24 protein-coding genes are annotated in these 20913 nt (G+C 58.4%); 14 read left to right on the top strand and 10 right to left on the bottom strand.

Going from position 1 to position 20913, the window contains the following annotated elements; genetic code table 11:
• Positions 1-132 precede the first annotated feature (132 nt).
• From AC1DHT_RS22970 to moaE, 4 genes are all read left to right on the top strand, one after another.
• Positions 133-1524, top strand: a complete 1392-nt coding sequence (locus tag AC1DHT_RS22970; protein ID WP_477761478.1) for a PhoH family protein — start codon at positions 133-135, stop codon at positions 1522-1524.
• A 290-nt stretch (positions 1525-1814) separates the two neighbouring features.
• Complete coding sequence (gene moaC / locus AC1DHT_RS22965; RefSeq protein WP_054593900.1) at positions 1815-2288, top strand: cyclic pyranopterin monophosphate synthase MoaC; 474 nt, start codon at positions 1815-1817, stop codon at positions 2286-2288.
• On the top strand, positions 2285-2527 hold the full coding sequence (locus AC1DHT_RS22960) for a MoaD/ThiS family protein (RefSeq protein WP_427545203.1): 243 nt from the start codon (positions 2285-2287) through the stop codon (positions 2525-2527). The genes moaC and AC1DHT_RS22960 overlap by 4 nt, the downstream gene beginning before the upstream one ends.
• A 3-nt stretch (positions 2528-2530) precedes the next feature.
• On the top strand, positions 2531-2983 hold the full coding sequence (gene moaE, locus AC1DHT_RS22955) for a molybdopterin synthase catalytic subunit MoaE (RefSeq protein ID WP_007965204.1): 453 nt from the start codon (positions 2531-2533) through the stop codon (positions 2981-2983).
• Here moaE and AC1DHT_RS22950 read toward each other — a convergent pair.
• Positions 2953-3303, bottom strand: coding sequence for a hypothetical protein (locus AC1DHT_RS22950; RefSeq protein ID WP_427545201.1), 351 nt, complete (start codon positions 3301-3303; stop codon positions 2953-2955). The genes moaE and AC1DHT_RS22950 overlap by 31 nt on opposite strands.
• On the opposite strand from AC1DHT_RS22950, the gene AC1DHT_RS22945 reads away from it, so the two are divergent.
• Positions 3302-4078: an ABC transporter substrate-binding protein gene (locus tag AC1DHT_RS22945; RefSeq protein ID WP_427532032.1), complete on the top strand. Its 777-nt coding sequence runs from the start codon at positions 3302-3304 to the stop codon at positions 4076-4078. The genes AC1DHT_RS22950 and AC1DHT_RS22945 overlap by 2 nt on opposite strands.
• Positions 4079-4231: 153 nt before the next feature.
• Here the strand turns inward: AC1DHT_RS22945 and AC1DHT_RS22940 are convergent, their stop codons facing one another.
• The 5 genes from AC1DHT_RS22940 to AC1DHT_RS22920 all read right to left on the bottom strand — a co-directional run bounded on the left by AC1DHT_RS22940 (position 4232) and on the right by AC1DHT_RS22920 (position 9547).
• On the bottom strand, positions 4232-4858 hold the full coding sequence (locus AC1DHT_RS22940) for a helix-turn-helix transcriptional regulator (protein ID WP_019691959.1): 627 nt from the start codon (positions 4856-4858) through the stop codon (positions 4232-4234).
• Between the two features lie 89 nt (positions 4859-4947).
• Positions 4948-6075, bottom strand: coding sequence for an NAD(P)/FAD-dependent oxidoreductase (locus tag AC1DHT_RS22935; protein WP_427545199.1), 1128 nt, complete (start codon positions 6073-6075; stop codon positions 4948-4950).
• Positions 6076-6224: 149 nt separating this feature from the next.
• Positions 6225-7178 (bottom strand): ornithine cyclodeaminase family protein, encoded by a 954-nt coding sequence (locus tag AC1DHT_RS22930; protein WP_427545197.1) that lies wholly within the window; start codon positions 7176-7178, stop codon positions 6225-6227.
• A gap of 140 nt (positions 7179-7318) precedes the next feature.
• On the bottom strand, positions 7319-8794 hold the full coding sequence (gene rhlB / locus AC1DHT_RS22925) for an ATP-dependent RNA helicase RhlB (RefSeq protein ID WP_427545195.1): 1476 nt from the start codon (positions 8792-8794) through the stop codon (positions 7319-7321).
• Between the two features lie 96 nt (positions 8795-8890).
• Entirely contained in the window at positions 8891-9547 is a 657-nt protein-coding gene (locus AC1DHT_RS22920; protein WP_427545193.1) for an alpha/beta hydrolase, read from the bottom strand.
• A gap of 467 nt (positions 9548-10014) precedes the next feature.
• Between AC1DHT_RS22920 and AC1DHT_RS22915 the strand changes: the two genes are divergently transcribed.
• The 4 genes from AC1DHT_RS22915 (at position 10015) to AC1DHT_RS22900 (ending at position 14177) form a co-directional block, all read left to right on the top strand.
• Positions 10015-11046 (top strand): amino acid ABC transporter substrate-binding protein, encoded by a 1032-nt coding sequence (locus tag AC1DHT_RS22915; protein WP_019691964.1) that lies wholly within the window; start codon positions 10015-10017, stop codon positions 11044-11046.
• 65 nt (positions 11047-11111) lie between these two features.
• On the top strand, positions 11112-12293 hold the full coding sequence (locus AC1DHT_RS22910; protein WP_427545191.1) for an amino acid ABC transporter permease: 1182 nt from the start codon (positions 11112-11114) through the stop codon (positions 12291-12293).
• A 10-nt stretch (positions 12294-12303) separates the two neighbouring features.
• A complete protein-coding gene (locus AC1DHT_RS22905) occupies positions 12304-13401 on the top strand; it encodes an amino acid ABC transporter permease (RefSeq protein ID WP_427545189.1) in 1098 nt (365 codons plus the stop codon).
• A gap of 11 nt (positions 13402-13412) precedes the next feature.
• The gene (locus AC1DHT_RS22900) at positions 13413-14177 is read left to right on the top strand and encodes an amino acid ABC transporter ATP-binding protein (RefSeq protein WP_003171943.1); all 765 of its coding nucleotides are present in this window, start codon (positions 13413-13415) and stop codon (positions 14175-14177) included.
• Between the two features lie 58 nt (positions 14178-14235).
• Here the strand turns inward: AC1DHT_RS22900 and AC1DHT_RS22895 are convergent, their stop codons facing one another.
• Together AC1DHT_RS22895 and AC1DHT_RS22890 are read right to left on the bottom strand one after the other, a co-directional pair.
• The gene (locus AC1DHT_RS22895) at positions 14236-14718 is read right to left on the bottom strand and encodes a type II toxin-antitoxin system MqsA family antitoxin (protein ID WP_427545187.1); all 483 of its coding nucleotides are present in this window, start codon (positions 14716-14718) and stop codon (positions 14236-14238) included.
• A complete protein-coding gene (locus tag AC1DHT_RS22890; protein ID WP_427545185.1) occupies positions 14715-15026 on the bottom strand; it encodes a type II toxin-antitoxin system MqsR family toxin in 312 nt (103 codons plus the stop codon). The genes AC1DHT_RS22895 and AC1DHT_RS22890 overlap by 4 nt, the downstream gene beginning before the upstream one ends.
• A gap of 166 nt (positions 15027-15192) precedes the next feature.
• On the opposite strand from AC1DHT_RS22890, the gene AC1DHT_RS22885 reads away from it, so the two are divergent.
• The 5 genes from AC1DHT_RS22885 to AC1DHT_RS22865 all read left to right on the top strand — a co-directional run bounded on the left by AC1DHT_RS22885 (position 15193) and on the right by AC1DHT_RS22865 (position 19125).
• On the top strand, positions 15193-15852 hold the full coding sequence (locus AC1DHT_RS22885; RefSeq protein ID WP_103315706.1) for a FadR/GntR family transcriptional regulator: 660 nt from the start codon (positions 15193-15195) through the stop codon (positions 15850-15852).
• Positions 15842-17158 carry a CynX/NimT family MFS transporter gene (locus AC1DHT_RS22880; RefSeq protein WP_427545183.1) on the top strand — a complete coding sequence of 439 codons (1317 nt, stop codon included), beginning with the start codon at positions 15842-15844 and terminating at the stop codon, positions 17156-17158. The genes AC1DHT_RS22885 and AC1DHT_RS22880 overlap by 11 nt, the downstream gene beginning before the upstream one ends.
• A 113-nt stretch (positions 17159-17271) precedes the next feature.
• Entirely contained in the window at positions 17272-17742 is a 471-nt protein-coding gene (locus AC1DHT_RS22875) for a nuclear transport factor 2 family protein (RefSeq protein ID WP_427545181.1), read from the top strand.
• 39 nt (positions 17743-17781) lie between these two features.
• A complete protein-coding gene (locus AC1DHT_RS22870; RefSeq protein ID WP_427545179.1) occupies positions 17782-18102 on the top strand; it encodes a GIY-YIG nuclease family protein in 321 nt (106 codons plus the stop codon).
• Positions 18103-18189: 87 nt separating this feature from the next.
• On the top strand, positions 18190-19125 hold the full coding sequence (locus AC1DHT_RS22865) for a glutathione S-transferase family protein (RefSeq protein WP_427545177.1): 936 nt from the start codon (positions 18190-18192) through the stop codon (positions 19123-19125).
• 114 nt (positions 19126-19239) lie between these two features.
• Here AC1DHT_RS22865 and AC1DHT_RS22860 read toward each other — a convergent pair whose 3' ends face one another.
• Both AC1DHT_RS22860 and yejK read right to left on the bottom strand, forming a co-directional pair.
• Positions 19240-19590 carry a glutaredoxin family protein gene (locus tag AC1DHT_RS22860; protein ID WP_427545175.1) on the bottom strand — a complete coding sequence of 117 codons (351 nt, stop codon included), beginning with the start codon at positions 19588-19590 and terminating at the stop codon, positions 19240-19242.
• Positions 19590-20594, bottom strand: a complete 1005-nt coding sequence (yejK, locus tag AC1DHT_RS22855) for a nucleoid-associated protein YejK (RefSeq protein ID WP_054593883.1) — start codon at positions 20592-20594, stop codon at positions 19590-19592. Before yejK ends, AC1DHT_RS22860 begins: the two co-directional genes overlap by 1 nt.
• Between the last annotated feature and the right edge of the window lie 319 nt (positions 20595-20913).

The following is a 20913-nucleotide window of genomic DNA, read 5'->3' as shown; positions in this document are numbered from 1 at the left end:
CCAAGACCCCGTGTGTGCAGTTCACTTGAGTCGTGCAGTTCATTTCAGTACGGCAGGTGAATTCGGTGGCCACTTCGAGGCGCAGCACTGTCATGGTATTGCGTCGACTGGCTCCCACAAAGGTGACCGAGTATGGATGATCACGGACGTAGCCCCTCCAACCTGCCAATCCTTTATGTACTCGATACCAACGTATTGATCCACGATCCAAACGCGCTCCTGAACTTCGAAGAACACCACGTTGCGATCCCGATGACCGTCCTTGAAGAGCTGGACAAGCTCAAGAGCGGCCATCACAGCGTTGCGGCCGAATGTCGCCAGGCCATTCGCCTGATCGACAACACGCTGGGCGATGCCTCTCCCGAAGACGTTGAACTGGGTGTACCGATCCAGCGCGGAAAAAGCGGGCCCAAGGGTTTGCTGTCGATTCTGATGAGCAAGCGTACCGAGCCGAACATCGTTCTGCCCGAACACCTGAACGACAACATCATCATCAACCAGTTGATCGACCTGCACACGCGTGACAAGGAACTGCGTGTGGTACTGGTGACCAAAGACATCAACATGCGCCTCAAGGCTCGAGCCTGCGGGATTGCGGCCGAGGACTACAGCACTGACCAGTTGGTTGACGACGTGTCGTTGCTGCCCAACGGTTATCACAACATGACGGGCTCGTTCTGGGACCGTGTGAGCAAGGTCGAAACCCGTCAGGACCATGGCCGCACCTGGCATCAGGTGCAACTGATCGACAACCTGCCGGCCGTGCATATCAACGAGTTCATCATCGACGAACAGGGCTTTGTTGGCTGGATCAAGGAAATCCAGGTCGACAAGCTGCTGATTCTCGACCTGCATCAGGAACCCCTGTTGCACCAGGAAGCCTGGGGCCTGAAACCACGCGACATCTATCAGAGCCTGGCGCTGTATGCCTTGCTTGACCCGGACATTCACCTGGTCAACCTGTCGGGTGCTGCGGGTTCGGGTAAAACCATCCTGGCGCTGGCTGCGGCAATCGAGCAAACCATGGTCAGCAAGCGCTACCGGCGCATCATCGCCACTCGTAGCGTGCAGGGGCTGGACCAGGAGATCGGTTTCCTGCCGGGCACCGAAGCAGAAAAAATGGAGCCTTGGCTGGGCGCCATCACCGACAACCTCGAAGCCTTGCACATGGATGACGAAAGCACCCATGGCAGCGTCGACTACATCCTCAGCAAAGTGCCGTTGCAGTTCAAATCCCTCAACTACATACGGGGCCGCAGCTTCCAGCAGAGCCTGATCCTGATCGACGAATGCCAGAACCTCACACCGCACCAGATGAAAACCATCATCACCCGTGYCGGCGCCGGTTCCAAAGTGGTGTGCCTGGGCAACCTGGCGCAGATCGACACCCCTTACCTGTCCGCGACCAGCTCCGGGCTGACTTACCTGACTGAACGCTTCAAGGACTTCCCTAACGGGGTGCACATCACCCTGCAAGGGGTACCACGTTCGATTCTGGCCGAATACGCCGAATCGCATTTGTAACCTTCACCCAAACCGGGCGGCCCCAAAGCCGCCCGGTTTTTTATTGCACAGCGAATTCCCCTGTAGCAGCTGGCGAAGCCTGCGTTCGAGCGCGCAGCGGTCGCCATCCGGAACCCCCGTTGTTTCTGAAGGAACGCAGCGACTGATTTACGACTGCTGCGCCCGAACGCGGACCGAGCCGAACGCAGGCTTCGCCAGCTGCTACGAGTACGTGGACGGCCTTAATAATCAAACTCGCGAAAATTTGACCCACGGGTTTACAATCGGTGCTCCTGATCAGGAGTAAGGCTGTGCTGACTCATCTCGATTCCCAAGGTCGCGCCAATATGGTCGACGTCACCGAAAAAGCCGTGACGTTCCGTGAAGCCACGGCCGAAGCGCTTGTGCGTATGCTCCCTGAAACCCTGCAGATGATTGTCAGTGGTGGTCACCCCAAAGGTGATGTATTCGCTGTGGCGCGCATTGCCGGCATTCAGGCAGCGAAGAAAACCTCCGATCTGATCCCGCTATGCCATCCGTTGATGCTCACCAGCGTCAAGGTCGAGCTCAGTGCCGAAGGCCTCGATGCGGTGCGCATCGTCGCCCGCTGCAAACTGTCCGGGCAGACCGGGGTTGAAATGGAAGCACTGACCGCGGCCAGTGTCGCTGCACTGACGATCTACGACATGTGCAAGGCCGTAGACCGTGGCATGGTCATCGAAACCGTGCGCCTGCTGGAGAAGCTCGGCGGCAAGAGCGGGCATTATCAGGTGGCCGATCAATGAAGCTGACAGTGAGGTTTTTCGCCCGTTACCGCGAGGCACTGGGCGTTGATTGGTTGAGCGTCGAAGGTGATTTCGCGTCAGTCGATGATGTGCGCTTGCTGTTGGCGCAACGTGAGGGCGCCGAGGTGCTGAGCGAGCAGAACCTGATGTGCGCGCGTAATGAAGACTTGTGCCAGCTCGACGAACCGCTCGTTGATGGTGATGAAGTAGCGTTTTTCCCCACCGTTACCGGAGGCTGATCCATGGCGATTCGCGTGCAGTCCACGGCGTTCGACCCTGGCGCTGAAGTCAATGCGATGCACGCAGCGAATGTCGGCGTCGGTGCGGTGGTGAGTTTTGTCGGTTATGTTCGCGACTTCAACGATGGACTCGATGTGGCCGGGATGTTTCTTGAACACTACCCGGGCATGACCGAAAAGGCCCTCGGCAAGATTGCCGTCGAGGCCGAGCAACGCTGGCCGCTGCTCAAACTGGAAGTGCTGCATCGCATCGGCGCATTGGAGCCGGGCGAACCGATCGTCTTCGTCGGTGCGGCAAGTGCCCATCGCCAGGCAGCATTCGACGCCTGTGCCTTTGTCATGGACTACCTGAAAACCCGTGCACCGTTCTGGAAAAAAGAAAACACCAGCGACGGCCCGCGTTGGGTGGAAGGGCGCGACAGTGATCATGCGGCGGCTGATCGCTGGAAGAAGTGAACATCCGTTGTTTCTTCATTGACGGTTAGTCCGCTATCGCGAGCAGGCTCGCTCCCACATTGAATTATCGTCGTACACAAAAATTGTGTCTGATGGAGACCAACTGTGGGAGCGAGCCTGCTCGCGATAGGGTTATCAACAACACCGAATTTTTCCCTGATTCGCCTCCTGCCGACCAGAGGCTGAAAGAACTGCGCACGCCCGATTGACGGGAAATACATAAAAGTCCAGTATGGAATTATAAGTACAAAAAAGCCGTTTCTCGTTTCACTTTCTTCTGTCTTGCCAAACCAACAACAACCCGCGAGAAAAATAAACATGAAGAAGCTCCCCCTGATCGGTGGCCTGGCCCTGAGCCTGTTGGCGTGCAGCAGTCTGTTTGCCGCCGAGAAAACCCTGCGCATCGGTATCGAAGCGGCGTATCCGCCGTTTGCCTCCAAGACCTCGGATGGAAAAATCACCGGTTTCGACTACGACATCGGCAACGCGTTGTGCGCGCAGATGAAGGTCAAGTGCGAGTGGGTCGAGGGTGAGTTCGATGGTCTGATTCCTTCCCTCAAGGTGAAGAAAATCGACGCCGCGCTGTCGTCCATGACCATTAACGAAGACCGTAAAAAATCGGTGGACTTCACCCACAAGTACTACTTCACCTCATCGCGGCTGGTGATGAAGGACGGTGCGGTGGTTGATGACCAGTACGCAAGCCTCAAGGGCAAGACTATTGGTGTGCAGCGGGCAACCACCACGGACCGTTACGCCACGGAAGTCTTCGAGCCCAAGGGCATCAAGGTGGCGCGTTACGGCAACAATGAAGAAATCTACATGGACCTGGCCGCCGGGCGTCTGGACGGCGTTTTCGCCGATACCATTCCGCTGAGCGACTTCCTGTCGATGCCTCGCGGCAAGGGCTACGCGTTTGTCGGACCGGAGCTCAAGGACCCGAAATACGTGGGCGAGGGCGCCGGGATTGCAGTGCGCAAGGGCAACACCGAATTGGTTAGCCAGCTGAACAATGCCATCGACGGCATTCGCGCCAACGGTGAATACCAGAAGATCGAAGCCAAGTACTTCAAGTCGGATATCTACGGCGATTGATTGATCGCCATCGTCGGAACGCCGCCCGGAGCAGGCTCGCTCCCACATTTGATCTCCACAAGACACAGATTTTGTGATCGATACAGAACCAGTGTGGGAGCGAGCCTGCTCGCGATGAGGCCCTACCAGCCAACACACCTCTCAGGTCAGGTTTCAGCCTTTCAACTCCTTCAAATGCTTGTACACCGTCGCCCGTCCCATGTTCAGCACGTTGGCCACATAGTTGGAGGCGCTTTTGCCTTTGAAGGCGCCTTCGGCGTGCAACGCCAGCACCAGTTCGCGCTTGTGCTCGCGGGTCAGCATATTCAGACCCAGTTGCCGCTCTCGCAGCCAGTTATGCAGGAAGGTGTTGATGCGCTCCTGCCAGTCGTCGCGAAACAGCGCGTCAGGTTGCGGGATCAACTTGCTCGGTGAGAGAAACAGATCCAGCGCCGCCTTGGCGTTTTCAAACAGCGAAATATTCAGGTTGATGCACAGCACGGCAATCGGACGCCCTTCGCTGTCGCGCAGCACGCTGCTGAGGCTGCGGATCTTTTGCCCGTCCCAATTGAGCTTTTCGTACGGACCGATATTCCGCTCGCTGATTTCTTCGCTGAGCATGTCTTCCAGCGCGGCATCGTCACCGACTTCACGCTTGGACAGGTTGTTGGCGATGTAGTCGATTTTCTGCGTGCGCAGGTCGTGCAGCACCACCTCGGCGTGGGGGAAAAACAGCGTGGCAATGGCGTCGGCGATCGCCCGGTAGTTATCCAGTGCAGGATCTTGAAGAGGTGGGGTCATGGGTGTTGCTCCAGGCAATCAGCGCCCTGTAGAAAAAGGGCGCTGGGAGTTTGCCGTAATCGGGGGCAGACGTCACCCCGCAGGCCGGTTCAGCCAAGGCGGGAAGGGGAGAGCATCGCAGCGCTGAGGCCAAAGCGGCTGAGTTGCTCCGGCAAGGCTTCGCCACATACCAGCGCGGCACTGGCCTGGCCCATGGCGGGCGAGGTCTGAATGCCGTAACCACCCTGCGCGGCCACCCAGAACAGACCCGGCACGTGCGGATCGAAGCCGCTGATCAGATCGCCGTCGCCGACAAAACTGCGCAAACCCGCCCAGGTGCGGGTTGGTCGGCGGATGCTCAGGGTGGTGGCTTCTTCGATCTGGTAAATGCCCATGGCGATGTCCAGCTCTTCGGGCTGCACGTCATGCGGCTCGACCGGGTCGGCATTGGCCGGTGAACCGAGGAACATTCCGGCATCGGGCTTCATGTAGAACGATTCGTCGAGGCTGACCAGCATCGGCCAGTCGTGGATATCCACACCTTCGGGGCCGGCGAAGATGAAGGCTGCACGACGCTTCGGGATCAGCCCAAGAGGCTTGGCGCCGGCCATCTCACCGAGTCGGTCAGCCCAGGCACCGGCCGCATTGATAATGACCGGTGCGCTGAAGGTCTGCTCGGCGGTTTTCACTTGCCAGAGATTGTCGGCATCGCGCGTCAGGCTCAGGACTTCGCTGTCGGTGTGCACTTCGCCCTGGTTGCGGCGGATGCCGCGCAGGTAGCCCTGATGCAGGGCGTCGGTGTCGATGTCCGAGGCGGTGGGGTCGTAGATCGCTCCGTGAACCTTCTCGCGACGCAGGATCGGCATGCGGGCACAGGCGTCGTCGGCGCTGAGCAGTTGCATCTGCGGCACGGTCGCCTTGGCACTCAGGTACTGATTGTTCAGCTCGTCCGGGTCGCCAGTGAAGTCGACTGTCATCTCGCCGCGCGGGGTCAGCAGCGGGTGTTCGCAGAAACCGGCCGGGGGTGCATCGAAGAAGTCCCGGCTGGCCTGGGTCAGTGCGCGCACTTGCGGCGTACCGTAAGCGGCGGTGTACAAAGCGGCCGAACGCCCGGTGGAGTGATAGGCCGGGTGGGATTCGCGTTCGAGCACGATTACCCGACCGTGTCGTGACAGCCAAAAACCGGTGGAAGCACCGGCAATGCCACCGCCGATGATGATGAAGTCTGCCTGGGTCATGAACGTCTCCTGATGGGCGTAAATGCCGAAGTTGTAGAGGTCCCCTGTGGGAGCGAGCCTGCTCGCGATGCAGGCGCCGCAATCCGTCAGGCGAACAGCGGTGACGCAATCGCGAGCAGGCTCGCTCCCACAAGGGAAAGCGTTTCGTTTCAGTTCTGCTGTTGCAACTGATAAAGGGCATTGGCCAAGGCGATGTCTTCCAGGCCCAGACCGATGGAACGGAAGAACACATGGCGATCATAAGCCGGACGGGGCGTCTGTTCGCTCAACAGTTCGGCCAGGTCGCCGGCAATCGAGTTTTTGTCCCAGCCGTGTTGCTCTCTGGCGATCAGCATTTCGCCGGCGGAATCTGGAGTAGTCAGGCGGTAGTCGCAATAGACCTGCATTTCGCTGAGCGTTGCAGGCGGCACCTCGTGGGCACGCACTGCGTTGGTACTGATGGAGGTGATCAGTGTCGGTTTGCTCAAGGTCCGTGGGTTAATCACAGGTCCCGCAGACGAGGTGCAGAGCATGATCACGTCGGCGTCCTGGATCGCGGCTTCGCGGCTATCGAACACCTTCAGGCGCGAGTCGATGGCCGTCAGTTGGGCGAGCAATTGCGGATCCCGGCTCGCCAGATTCGGTGAATAAAGGCTGATGCTTTGCCATTCCCGTACGTTCCTCGCGTAATGCAGGTGAGCCTGGGCGACCGGGCCGCTGCCGATGATTGCCAGATGCCTGGCGTGCGGCAGGGCGAGGGCATCAATAGCAACGGCAGTGGTCGCGGCGGTGCGCGCGGTGGTCAGTTCACCGGCATCGCAGAGCAACAGCGGCTGGCCGGTTTGCATTGACATCAGCAGCGTCCAGGCGGTCACCAGCGGGCCTTCCTGGCGCACGATGTAGGGCGAGGTTTTAATGCCGTACACACCGTCTTCGGCCAATACCCCGAGGTAATTGATGAAGTCTCCGGCACCTTGCGGAAACTCCACCAGTTGCTGCGCCGGTTGTACCGCCTGACCCGCGGCCAGGTCGCGGAACAGCTTGCGCAGGATCTTCGGCACGTCGACTTGCTCAAGCAGTTCGCGGGCCTGGGGTTTGGCGATCACATAAGGTGTGCTGGGCATGCGGGTGCTCCGTGGATTCGCAAGTAAACTAATTTGTCCATTGTGGACTTATTGTTCCGTTTGGCAATATCCAGGCGTAAAAAAAGCGCAGTCCGTTTCCGGCTGCGCCTTCTTTTGGGGGAGAGCTGTGTGACCGAAATTTACGGACGCTTGCGCTCTACAGGGCGTAACAGATGAGTCGGCGGGGTTTCGCAACTGATCTTGCGACCCAGCAATGCCTCGATGGACGGTAACTGGTAGGAATCGTCTTCACCGGCGAAGCTGATGGACACGCCTTCGGCACCCGCGCGACCGGTACGACCAATGCGGTGGACGTAATCGTCCGGCACTTCCGGCAGGGTGAAATTGATCACATGGCTGATACCGTCGATGTGAATCCCGCGACCGGCAACATCGGTGGCCACCAGCACGCGGATCTTGCCTTCGCGGAATCCTTCCAGGGTCTTGATGCGCTTGTGCTGCGGAACGTCGCCCGACAGTTGGGCCGCGTTGACGCCATCACGCACCAGGCGTTCTTCGATGCGCCGCACTTCGTCCTTGCGGTTGGCGAAGACCATCACCCGCTCCCAGCCGTTGTCGGTGACCAGGTTGTAGAGCAGCTTGTACTTATCGGCGCCGGCAACGGCGTAGATGTGTTGTTCGACGTTTTCGCTGGCAACGTTCTCGGATTCGATTTCAACGATGGACGGGTCGGTGGTCCATTGCTTGGCCAGGTTCATCACGTCTTCGGTGAAGGTGGCGGAGAACAGCAGAGTCTGACGTTCGCTTTTCGGTGGCGTCTGGCGAATGATCTGACGCACTTGTGGGATGAAACCCATGTCGAGCATCCGGTCAGCTTCGTCGAGCACCATCACTTCGACCATGTCCAGGTGCACGTCGCCGCGCTGGTTGAAGTCCAGCAGGCGGCCCGGGGTCGCAACGAGGATGTCGCAGTGGCGGGCTTCGAGGTGTTTGAGTTGCTTGTCGAAGTCCATGCCGCCAACGAAGGTCATGACGTTGAGACCGGTGTACTTGGTCAGGTCGGCTGCATCCTTGGCGATCTGCACCACCAGTTCACGGGTGGGTGCAATGATCAGCGCCCGCGGTTCGCCCATGTAGCGCTCTTTCGGCGGCGGGGTTTGCAGCAGCTGGGTGATGATCGAGATCAGGAATGCGGCGGTTTTACCAGTGCCGGTCTGGGCGCGACCGATGGCGTCTTTGCCGGCCAGGGTAAAACCCAATACTTGCGCCTGGATCGGCGTGCAGTACGGGAAACCCAGGTCCTGGATGGCGTGCATCAGTTCCGGGGCCAATTTGAAATCATGGAAACGGGTTTTGCCTTCCTGGGGTTCGACGACGAAATCTTCGAGTTTCCAGGCGACTACGGGCGGTTTCGGCGCACGTTCACGGCGCGGTTGTGCAGGTTTTGGCGTCTCGCTGCGCGGTTTGTCCGCAACAGGCTCGGTGGCCGGTGTGTTCGCGGGCGTATGTTTCGGTGCCGCGACTGCTGCGGTCCGGCCAGGCTGATGACCGTCGGTGCGGCTGCCGGGTGTGTGGGAAGGTGCGCTGGAGCTGGGCGCGAGCTGCTCAGCCTCGCTTTTACCGAACATTTTTTTGAGTGCTTTGAGCACGGTCATCTCATCAATTGGTTAAGGAATGTACGCCGGCCAGTGTAATGCAAGAAACCGGCGCGGCGTAGTGTGTTGCTCATACAGCTACAGGAAGTTTCTGTATTAGCGCAAGCGGTCCGCGAGCCAGACGCCAATATCGCGGATTTCTTCGGGTAACACTTCGTGACCCATTGGGTATTCCTGCCATGTCGCGGTGACACCACGGGTCTTCAAATGCTCGTACGCACTGCGTCCCATGGCGTTCTGGACGACATCGTCGTATTGACCATGCAGGCACAGCACCGGGATCCGCTGTTGGCTGGCTGAAAGCTCCAGTTCATCGCTGAATGTCGGCGCATAGGTAGAGAGGGCAAGTACGCCACCCAGCGGTCCCTGCCATTTCAGGAAAGCGCTGTGCAGCACGACGGCGCCGCCTTGGGAAAACCCTGCAAGAAATATCCGCGAGGCGTCTATTCCGCTGGCTCGCTGCTCTTCGATCAGCGTTATGACGGTTTGGGCCGACACCTCCAGCTCTTCATGATTGATGCTCCGGGCGGGGCTCATGGCCTTGATGTCGTACCAGCTCGGCATCTCGTAACCACCATTGATGGTCACTGCGCGAGTCGGCGCCTGGGGCAGGACGAAGCGGGTGGTCAACAGGTTTTCCTGCAGGGCTTCGGCCACCGGCAGGAAGTCGTAGCGGTCGGCGCCCAGGCCGTGCAGCCATATAACGCAGGCATCGACAGGCTTGCTGGGCTGAAGAATCAAGGGCTCGGTCATGGTTGCTCCATTGTGGTGCGCATACTCCCGTGCGGTGCGAGAAGATGGGGCGCGGCTGGTTGATTGGTTAATAAAATGTCGTAAATCTATAAATTTTTCTATTGATCTGTGGCTGAAACGCTTAAGCCGCAACTGTGGTACGGGCCTTGCTATGGGGAAGGCGAAGTGATTGCTCTCAGCCACGGCGGTAACACTATCAGTCACTGTCGGCTGTGGGATAGCAAGAATCCGGTGATGGATGTTCGCCAGTGGCCGTTACGGGCTTCGCGAACGTAAAAGGGGCTACAGCCCGTTCGGCCGATTGGTGAGAAGCGAGTTTTCCATTATGTGGATTTTCTCCTACTAGACTCATAGCTAAGGTCTTACGCCGCTTGACCCAAAGAAATGCCAACACGGGTCAACAGCGCCTCATAAGGGTGCGGCAGGACTCAAGCTCCGACACAACAAGAGCAAAACTGGAGGTTTGAATGAAGATGTTGAAATCCACCCTGGCAGTCGTGACTGCGGCCGCAGTACTCGGTGTCAGTGGGTTCGCTCAGGCGGGTGCAACCCTGGATGCGGTACAGAAGAAAGGCTTTGTGCAATGTGGCGTGAGCGACGGTTTGCCAGGTTTTTCGGTTCCGGACTCCACCGGCAAGATTGTCGGTATCGATGCTGATTACTGCCGCGCCGTTGCCGCTGCCGTATTCGGCGACGCGACCAAGGTCAAATTCAGCCAGTTGAATGCCAAGGAGCGTTTCACCGCGCTTCAATCCGGCGAAATCGACATGTTGTCGCGTAACTCCACCATGACCAGTTCCCGTGACGCGGGCATGGGCCTGAAATTTCCTGGCTTCATTACTTATTACGACGGCGTAGGCTTCCTGGCCAACAGCAAGCTGGGCGTGAAAAGTGCCAAGGAACTGGATGGTGCGACTATCTGTATTCAAGCCGGTACCACCACCGAGCTGAACGTGTCCGACTACTTCCGTGCCAACGGCCTGAAGTACACCCCGATTACTTTCGACACCTCCGATGAAAGCGCCAAGTCGCTGGAATCCGGTCGTTGCGACGTATTGACCTCCGACAAGTCCCAGTTGTATGCACAGCGCAGCAAACTGGCTTCGCCTAAAGATTACGTAGTTCTGCCGGAAACCATCTCCAAAGAGCCTCTGGGTCCAGTCGTACGTAACGGCGACGACGAGTGGCTGGCGATCGTTCGTTGGGTTGGCTACGCCATGCTCAACGCCGAAGAGGCCGGTATCACCTCGAAAAACGTCGAAGCTGAAGCCAAGTCGACCAAGAACCCGGACGTTGCCCGTCTGCTGGGTACAGACGGCGAGTACGGTAAAGATCTGAAGCTGCCGAAAGACTGGGTGGTGAAAATCGTCAAGCAGGTCGGTAACTACGGCGAAGTCTTCGAGAAAAACCTCGGCAAGAGCACTCCGCTGGAAATCGACCGTGGCCTGAATGCGCTGTGGACCAACGGCGGCATTCAATACGCACCACCAGTGCGCTGATGGTTCTATCACCCGGTGGGCCAACCACCGGGTGATGTTCTGTTCCATTATTTCTGGGGCACTTCATGCAAAATTCAATCGGCGCACCAAAGCAGAGGCTCAGCCTCAGCGATCCGCGAGTGCGTGCGTGGCTGTTTCAGATCATCACGATTGTCGCGGTGATCTCGATGGGTTGGTACCTGTTCAACAACACTCAAACCAACCTGCAACACCGGGGCATTACCTCCGGTTTCAGCTTTCTGGAGCGCAGCGCCGGGTTCGGCATCGCGCAACACCTGATCGACTACACCGAATCGGACAGCTATGCCCGGGTGTTTGTCATCGGCTTGCTCAACACCTTGCTGGTGACCTTTATCGGCGTGATCCTGGCGACGATTCTCGGGTTCATCGTTGGCGTAGCGCGGCTGTCGAAGAACTGGATCATCAATAAGCTGGCGACGGTTTATGTTGAGACTTTCCGCAACATTCCGCCGCTGCTGCAAATCCTGTTCTGGTATTTCGCGGTGTTCCTGACGATGCCAGGGCCGCGCAACAGCCATAACTTCGCCGATACCTTCTTTGTCAGCAGCCGTGGCCTGAACATGCCAGCCGCACAGATGGCGGGTGGGTTCTGGGCGTTTGTGATCAGCATCGTGGTGGCAATCGTCGCTATCGTGCTGATGTGCCGTTGGGCCAACAAGCGTTTCGAGGCGACCGGCGAGCCGTTCCACAAGTTCTGGGTCGGCCTGGCGATGTTTCTGGTGATTCCAGCCTTGTGCGCGCTGATCTTCGGTGTGCCACTGCATTGGGAAATGCCGAAGCTGCAAGGCTTCAACTTTGTCGGTGGCTGGGTGCTGATTCCGGAACTGCTGGCTCTGACCCTGGCCCTGACGGTGTACACCGCGGCGTTCATCGCCGAGATCGTGCGTTCTGGGATCAACTCGGTCAGCCACGGCCAGACCGAAGCGGCGCGTTCGCTGGGACTGCGCAACGGCCCAACCCTGCGCAAGGTCATCATCCCGCAAGCGTTGCGGGTGATCATTCCGCCGCTGACCAGCCAATACCTGAACCTGGCGAAGAACTCCTCGCTGGCCGCCGGTATCGGTTATCCGGAAATGGTTTCGCTGTTTGCCGGCACGGTGCTGAACCAGACCGGGCAAGCGATCGAAGTTATTGCCATCACCATGAGCGTGTACCTGGCGATCAGTATCAGCATTTCCCTGCTGATGAACTGGTACAACAAGCGCATTGCGCTGATCGAGCGGTGAGGAAACGCGCATGACGACTCATATTTTCAAACCTGACATGCCACCGCCAGGTACCAGAATCGGTATCGTGGCGTGGATGCGCGAGCACATGTTTTCCAGTTGGATCAACACGCTGCTCACGCTGTTCGCGTTCTACCTGATTTATCTGGTAGTGCCGCCGATCCTGCACTGGGCGATTCTGGACGCCAACTGGGTGGGCACCACGCGTGCCGACTGCACCAAGGAAGGCGCTTGCTGGGTGTTCATTCAGCAACGCTTCGGCCAGTTCATGTATGGGTATTACCCGCCTGAACTGCGCTGGCGTGTCGACCTGACCGTGTGGCTGGCGATCATCGGCGTGGCACCGTTGTTCATCTCGCGCTTCCCGCGTAAAGCGGTGTACGGGCTGAGCTTTCTGGTGCTCTATCCGATTGTTGCCTACATCCTGCTGCACGGTGACATATTTGGCCTGACCAACGTTGCGACCAGTCAGTGGGGCGGCCTGATGCTGACCCTGGTGATCGCCACTGTCGGTATTGTCGGCGCGTTGCCGCTGGGGATCATGCTGGCGCTGGGGCGTCGCTCGAACATGCCGGCGATTCGTGTGGTCTGCGTGACCTTCATCGAGTTCTGGCGCGGCGTGCCGTTGATCACGGTGCTGTTCATGTCCTCGGTGATGCTGCCGTTGTTCCTGCCAGAAGGCATGAACTTCGACAAGTTGCTGCGGGCCTTGATCGGGGTGATCCTGTTCCAGTCGGCCTACGTGGCCGAAGTGGTGCGCGGTGGTCTGCAAGCGATTCCCAAAGGTCAGTACGAAGCCGCAGCAGCGATGGGCCTCGGTTACTGGCGCAGCATGGGCCTGGTGATTCTGCCGCAAGCCCTGAAGCTGGTGATTCCGGGCATCGTCAACACCTTCATTGCGCTGTTCAAGGACACGAGCCTGGTGATCATCATCGGCCTGTTCGACTTGCTCAACAGCGTCAAACAAGCCGCCGCCGACCCGAAATGGCTGGGCATGGCCACTGAAGGCTATGTATTCGCGGCCCTGGTGTTCTGGATTTTCTGTTTTGGTATGTCCCGCTATTCCATGCATTTGGAACGCAAGCTGGACACAGGCCACAAGCGTTAGGAGCGTAGTTTATGAGTGAAGCGATCAAACAGCCTGTGAGCCCTGAAGGCATTATTCAGATGCAGGGCGTGAACAAGTGGTACGGCCAGTTCCACGTACTGAAAGACATCAACCTGAACGTCAAGCAGGGCGAGCGTATCGTTCTGTGCGGGCCGTCGGGTTCCGGCAAGTCGACCACAATTCGTTGCCTTAACCGACTGGAAGAGCACCAGCAGGGCCGCATCGTGGTTGATGGCGTAGAGCTGACCAACGACCTGAAACAGATCGAGGCGATTCGTCGCGAAGTCGGCATGGTGTTCCAGCACTTCAACCTGTTCCCGCACCTGACCATCCTGCAGAACTGCACGTTGGCACCGATGTGGGTGCGCAAGATGCCCAAGCGCAAGGCGGAAGAAATTGCCATGCATTACCTGGAGCGCGTACGCATTCCAGAGCAGGCGCACAAGTTTCCGGGGCAATTGTCCGGTGGTCAGCAACAGCGTGTGGCGATTGCCCGCGCGCTGTGCATGAAGCCGAAAATCATGCTGTTCGACGAACCGACTTCGGCACTCGATCCAGAGATGGTGAAAGAGGTTCTGGACACCATGATCGGCCTGGCCGAAGACGGCATGACCATGCTCTGCGTGACCCACGAAATGGGCTTTGCCCGGACCGTGGCCAACCGCGTGATCTTCATGGACAAGGGCGAAATCGTCGAACAGGCTGCACCGAACGACTTCTTCGACAACCCGCAGAATGATCGCACCAAGCTGTTCCTGAGCCAGATCCTGCATTGATCGAAGTCAGGCAGTGAAATAAACCCGGACCTGTTCCGGGTTTATTTTTGTCCGGGGTTTAAGGCGTGGTAACACCTTCGTGTTCTTGATCCCTCATTTCCAGCCGTTGGCGCAGATCCTGACCTTCGTTCAGCGATTGCACTTCAGCCATCAGGTGAGGGTGACGATCAAGCAGACGCATCAGCATGAACAGCGGCTGAGGAGGAGCGATTTCGCCACGCTCGTAGCGGGAAAAGGCATTGTGCCCACCGCCTGACAGCAATTTCACTGCCTCCTTTTGCGTAAGGTGCAGTTTGCGGCGGATGCGTTTCATCTCGGCTGCCATGAGCTGCCGGGAGTCCTCGAGCAATTGATCACTCGCCTCGGAGTAACGTTCTGCACTGCCGTCGTCGAATTCGATTTCACTACAGGCTTGGCATTCCCATCCGGAAATATCGTGCACCTGACGTGTCAACTGTCTGAAGTCGATGGTGAAGCTTCGCCCGTCGAAATGCTGCATCCCGTCCTGGGTACCGCAGCTGAAGCATTGCCGTGTTTTCATGTGTCTCTCTCCTTGAAGGAGATTACCGGCGGGCCACCGCCTGGGCGGCACGTCACCTTGAGGTAAATCTCCCTATCACGAATTCTTGCGTGGTAGACGTCCTGCCATATCTGATAGTCCGCGTAAGTTGTCATGGATTTGTAGAGCATCTTCTGCTCCAGGGTGCAGACGATTTGCTGCATTTGGGCAAGGCTCAAATCGAGCCTTCGACCACCATCCCGTGCACTCCCGGTAAACGCTTTTGGACCTAGCCTTACTACCTCCGCCTTGACCACTGACAGGTCGTAATGAGGTGTGTTCTTTTCCATAAGAGACCTTTCACCTTGAAATTCAAATTACCCTTAAAGGGTAATTTTAACAATCGAAAATCCCGCTCCATTTCCTGCCTCCTAACCCTAGAAGCTTGTCCTCTCGGACAAACCTGACTAACATGTCAGAAAATTCATCCTATGATTGGATGAAAGGGCGAATTCAATGACAGACACATCCCCACTGGTGAAGCGTTCTCTGGTCGATCAGGCCCTGGAGCAGTTGCGCCTGCGCATCAACAACGGCACCTGGTCAGTCGGCCAACGCCTGCCCACTGAACCTGAACTGGCGACCGAGCTGGGTATCAGCCGCAACACCGTGCGCGAAGCCATGCGGGTGTTGGCGTTTTCCGGCTTGATCGAGATCCGGCAGGGCGACGGCAGTTACCTGCGGGCGGTCGTCGACCCGCTCGACACGATGAAAGCCTTGTCCCGCTGTTCCCATGAGCAGGCTCGGGAAACCCGTCACATCCTCGAAGTCGAGGCCATCGGTCTGGCGGCGTTGCGTCGTACCGATGAAGACCTCATCGCACTGCGTGAAGCCTTAGGTGTCAGCGGCAGTCACTACCACGGCGATCTTGATAGCTACATTGCCTGCGACCTGGTGTTCCATCGTCGTTTGGTGGACGCCGCGCATAACCCGACGCTCAGCGAGTTGTACCGCTATTTCTCCAGCATCATCGGCGCGCAACTGCGCCAGACCCTCAACATCACTCCCAGGCGTCAGGAGGTGTTCGACCTGCATATCGAACTGCTTGATGCCGTCGAGCAGCGCGATCCGGAACGGGCCAAAGCCATTTCCCGGCAGTTGATCAATGAACCTTGAAACCGAGAACCTCATGTCCAGCCAGCAGGCGAATACCCACAGCACGACCCCACTCAAACGCACGGCTGAGCTCGAAGAGCTGTTGATCGATGCCGAAGCTGATGACGAACAGGTCCAGCAAAGTCATCCGGTTTTGCGTCGCCCGTGGTTATTGCTGCTGGGGCTGATTCTGGTGGCGCTGAACTTGCGTCCGGCGCTGTCGAGCATGGCGCCGCTGCTTAGCGATGTGTCGAAAAGCCTCGGGCTGTCGGCAGCTCAGGCGGGTTTGCTGACCACCTTGCCGGTGCTTTGCCTTGGGCTGTTCGCGCCGCTGGCACCGCTGCTGGCGCGGCGCTTTGGCGCCGAGCGAGTGGTGCTGGGGATTTTGCTGGCGCTGGCTGGCGGGATCATTCTGCGCAGTTCGTTCGGTGAGATCGGCCTGTTTGCCGGCAGCGTTCTGGCAGGCGCGAGCATTGGCGTAATCGGTGTGCTGCTGCCGGGCATCGTCAAGCGTGATTTTGCCAAACACGCGGGCACCATGACCGGCGTTTACACCATGGCCCTGTGCCTGGGCGCGGCCATGGCGGCGGGTGCGACGGTGCCCTTGAGCCAGCATTTCGACGAAAGCTGGGCGCTCGGCCTGGGCTTCTGGGTGATTCCGGCGCTGGTCGCGGCGCTGTTCTGGTTGCCGCAAGTTGGCCAGAAACACGGCGCGCACAATGTGGCGTATCGGGTACGCGGTTTGCTGCGTGATCCACTGGCCTGGCAAGTGACCCTGTACATGGGCCTGCAATCCTCGCTGGCCTACATCGTTTTCGGCTGGTTGCCGTCGATCCTGATCGGCCGCGGCCTGACCCCGACCCAAGCCGGGCTGGTGCTGTCCGGTTCGGTGATCATCCAGTTGGCCAGCTCATTGGCCGCGCCGTGGCTGGCGACGCGCGGCAAAGATCAGCGGCTGGCAATCGTCATCGTCATGCTCCTGACCCTCGGCGGTCTGTTCGGCTGCCTCTATGCACCGATCGAAGGCCTGTGGGGCTGGGCGATTCTGCTCGGACTGGGGCAGGGCGGTACGTTCAGCCTGGCGCTGACCCTGATCGTACTGCGTTCGCGCGATGCCCATGTGGCGGCCAACCTGTCGAGCATGGCCCAGGGGTTCGGTTATACGTTGGCCTCAATGGGTCCGTTTGCAGTCGGTTTGGTACATGACTGGACTGGCGGCTGGACTGCGCTGGGCTGGATCTTCGGGGTTATTGGCCTCGGCGCGATCATTGCCGGTCTCGGTGCCGGGCGTTCGCTGTACGTACAGGTCGAAAGCGAGCGCGTTTGAAGTCTGCGCAGTACCGGTATTCCTGGTGCGAATGTCAGTAGTTTTCCCTGCATTGGCAGATTATCGTGCAGGCATCTTTCGAAGCCATTTTTACCAATGCAGGGAGCCTGCTCATGAGTGATGCCAACCGCGTCTTGATCACCGAGTTCTATCAAGCTTTTCAGCGGCTGGATGCCGAGGCCATGAGCGCCTGCTACACCGACGACGTGGTGTTCAGTGATCCGGCGTTCGGCGAACTGCGTGGACGCGATGCCGGCGATATGTGGCGCATGCTCACGACTCGCGCCAAAGACTTTTCCCTGACCTTCGATAACGTCCGCGCCGACGAGCGCACGGGCGGTGCGCATTGGGTGGCGACCTACCTGTTCAGCCAGACCGGCAACACGGTGGTCAACGACATTCAGGCGCGATTTGTTTTCCGTGACGGCAAGATCTGCGAGCACCACGACCATTTCGATCTGTGGCGCTGGTCGCGTCAGGCGTTGGGTTTCAAAGGTCTGTTGCTGGGCTGGACACCATTGGTGGGCAACGCTGTGCGCGCGCAGGCCTTGAAAGGCTTGAAGGCGTTCCAGGCCAGTCGCTGATAAGATCGCGGCTTGTTTCCTACAAGTCTTGATCGTCACGTGAACACCTTGAGCGAAGTCTCCGTCAGCGAACCTGCAACCCCAGCCACGCAGAGCAAACCCTGGTTTGTCTATCTGGTTCGTGCGGCCAATGGTTCGCTGTACTGCGGGATCAGCGACGATCCCGTTCGGCGTTTTGCCACTCATCAAAGCGGCAAAGGTGCGCGTTTCTTCCTCTCCAGCCCAGCTGTCGCATTGGTGTACACCGAAGCCTGCCGCGATAAGAGCGAAGCGCTGCGTCAGGAGCGCCTGATCAAAAAACTCAAAAAAAGCGCCAAGGAGTGCCTGGTGGCGAGCGCCTCTGCAGGTTTATCAATCTGACTGATAAGTGCCCATCAGGCAGATGGGTAGGCCGCTATTCGATTGCGCGCTAAGCTGCTGACATCTAACACCAGCGGCGGGCCCAGCATGCCAGAGTTGATTCTTCACCATTACCCGACTTCCCCCTATGCGGAAAAAACCCGTCTGTTGCTCGGTTTTAAAGGCTTGTCCTGGCGTTCCGTGATGATCCCGCGAATGATGCCAAAACCCGATTTGACCGCACTGACCGGTGGTTACCGCAAGACCCCTGTGTTGCAGATTGGCGCCGATATCTACTGCGACACAGCGTTGATTGCCCGCCGTCTGGAACAGGAAAAGGCTTCGCCTGCATTGTTCCCGGAAGGTCGGGAGATGATTACTGCGAGCTTCGCTGCCTGGGCTGATTCGGTGATGTTTCAGCACGCGGTGAGCCTGGTGTTCCAGCCAGAATCGGTGGCGGTGCGTTTTGCCGGGTTGTCTCCAGAGGCGATCAAGGCTTTTGTTGCTGACCGTGCCGGGTTGTTCAGCGGTGGCAGCGCTGCGCGGTTGTCAGTCGAGCAGGCCAGGCATCAATGGCCGACGATCATGGCGCGGCTTGAGCAGCAGTTAGAGCGCGAGGACGGTGACTATCTGTTTGGTGAACCTTCGATTGCCGACTTCGCCATGGCTCACCCGTTGTGGTTCCTCAAGGGCACATCGGTGACAGCGCCGTTGGTCGATGTTTATCCGGCGGTGTCGGCGTGGTTGGCTCGGGTCATGGGCTTCGGGCACGGGGCGTTCAGCGAGATGACCTCTGAAGAGGCGCTGGAGGTTTCGCGTCATTCAACACCGGCGGCCCTGCCGGATGAACAATTCGATGAGCCCAACGGCTTCAAGGCCGGCCAGCAAGTAGTCATTGCGGCGATTGACTATGGCGTTGATCCGGTCGCAGGCGAGTTGCTGTTTGCGGGGCGCGAAGAACTGATCCTGCGCCGCGAAGATGAGCGCGGCGGGCGGGTGCATGTGCACTTCCCGCGGTTTGGTTTTCGCATCGAAAAAAATTGACATGCAAATGTGGGAGCAGCCGGTCGAAGCTCGACTGCTCGCGATGGCGGCGGCACATTCAACATCAATGTGACAGACACACCGCTATCGCGAGCAGGCTCGCTCCCACAGTAGTTATTTCAGGGCCGTGAGGATCGCGTCAGGCTCATAACCGCGAATCAATGTGCCGTTCACGTCCAGCATCGGAATCCCGCGTCCGCCCAACGCTTCATAAGCCTTGCGCGCTTCGGCATCTTTCTCGATGTCGAACTCGCGGTAAGGAATGCCTTTCTGGTCAAGAAAGCGCCGGGTCAGTTTGCAGTAACCACACCAGTCGGTGGCGTAGAGCACAACCCTGGCATTGGCCTGGGTCTGCTCGGACACCACTTGCGAGGGGTTGAACACCCGCTCGATCTTGCCCCAGTTCTGGTAGGCCACAACCACCAGCAGGATCAGCAGGAATTTCTTCAGTACGCCGTTCAGCATCAGTTGCGGCGCTTCAGCTGATCGGTCAGCTGGGTCGGCAGGCCCTTGATGATCAGCGTGCCGGCTTCTTCGTCATATTCGATCTTCGAGCCCAGCAGGTGTGCTTCGAAACTGATGGACAGGCCTTCGGCGCGACCGGTGAAGCGGCGGAACTGGTTCAGGGTGCGTTTGTCTGCCGGGATCTCTGGCGACAGGCCGTAATCCTTGTTGCGGATGTGATCGTAGAAAGCTTTCGGGCGTTCTTCGTCGATCAGTTCCGACAACTCTTCGAGGCCCATCGGCTCGCCGAGCTTGGCCTGGCTGCTGGCGTAGTCGACCAGGGTTTTGGTTTTTTCGCGGGCGGACTCTTCCGGCAGGTCTTCGCTTTCGACGAAGTCACTGAAGGCCTTGAGCAGGGTACGGGTTTCGCCCGGACCGTCGACGCCTTCCTGGCAGCCGATGAAGTCGCGGAAATACTCCGAAACCTTCTTGCCGTTCTTGCCCTTGATGAACGAAATGTACTGCTTGGACTGCTTGTTGTTCTGCCACTCGGATACGTTGATCCGCGCTGCCAGGTGCAACTGGCCAAGATCCAGATGGCGGGACGGTGTCACGTCGAGCTGGTCAGTCACCGCCACGCCTTCGCTGTGGTGCAGCAGGGCGATGGCCAGGTAGTCGGTCATGCCTTGCTGATAGTGCGCAAACAGCACGTGGCCGCCGGTCGACAGGTTGGACTCTTCCATCAGCTTTTGCAGGTGTTCCACGGCAACGCGACTGAACGCCGTGAAGTCCTTGCCGCCGTCGAGGTATTCCTTCAGCCAGCCGCTGAACGGATGCGCGCCAGACTCGGCATGGAACAAACCCCAGGCCTTGCCTTGTTTGGCGTTATAGCTTTCGTTGAGGTCGGCGAGCATGTTCTCGATGGCCGTGGACTCAGCAAGTTCGGAGTCGCGGGCGTGGAGAACTGCAGGAGTGCCGTCGGGTTTTTTGTCGATCAGGTGGACGATGCAATGACGGATCGGCATGGGCTTCTCGGCTGATTGAAGAGAGGAGGGCGTGCTCCCCCAAAAAAGTGCCCAGTGTACCGCACCTGCTGGTTTTGGCGGTGCTTGAAGGGGATTCGAGGCGTGTCTGACCGGGCTTATGCGCTTTTTTCCGGATTTAGAGCAATAAAGCTGACCAAATGGGTAGGTAGAGGCGGATATTTCCCCGTCTCTGTGCTAGTTTTGCCCGGTCTTACGCGAAGTCACTGCGTTAAGCGTGCATTCAGCATTTGTCAGGTCGAACCAAACCCTGATTTCGGCATCTATAACCCCGACCCGTCGGTGTTGTAGCCGAGGGTGC

The organism is Pseudomonas sp. 05N432, assembly GCF_056396945.1.
The sequence above is the reverse complement of the archived record's forward strand: the minus strand, read 5'-3'. Positions and strand labels throughout refer to the sequence as shown.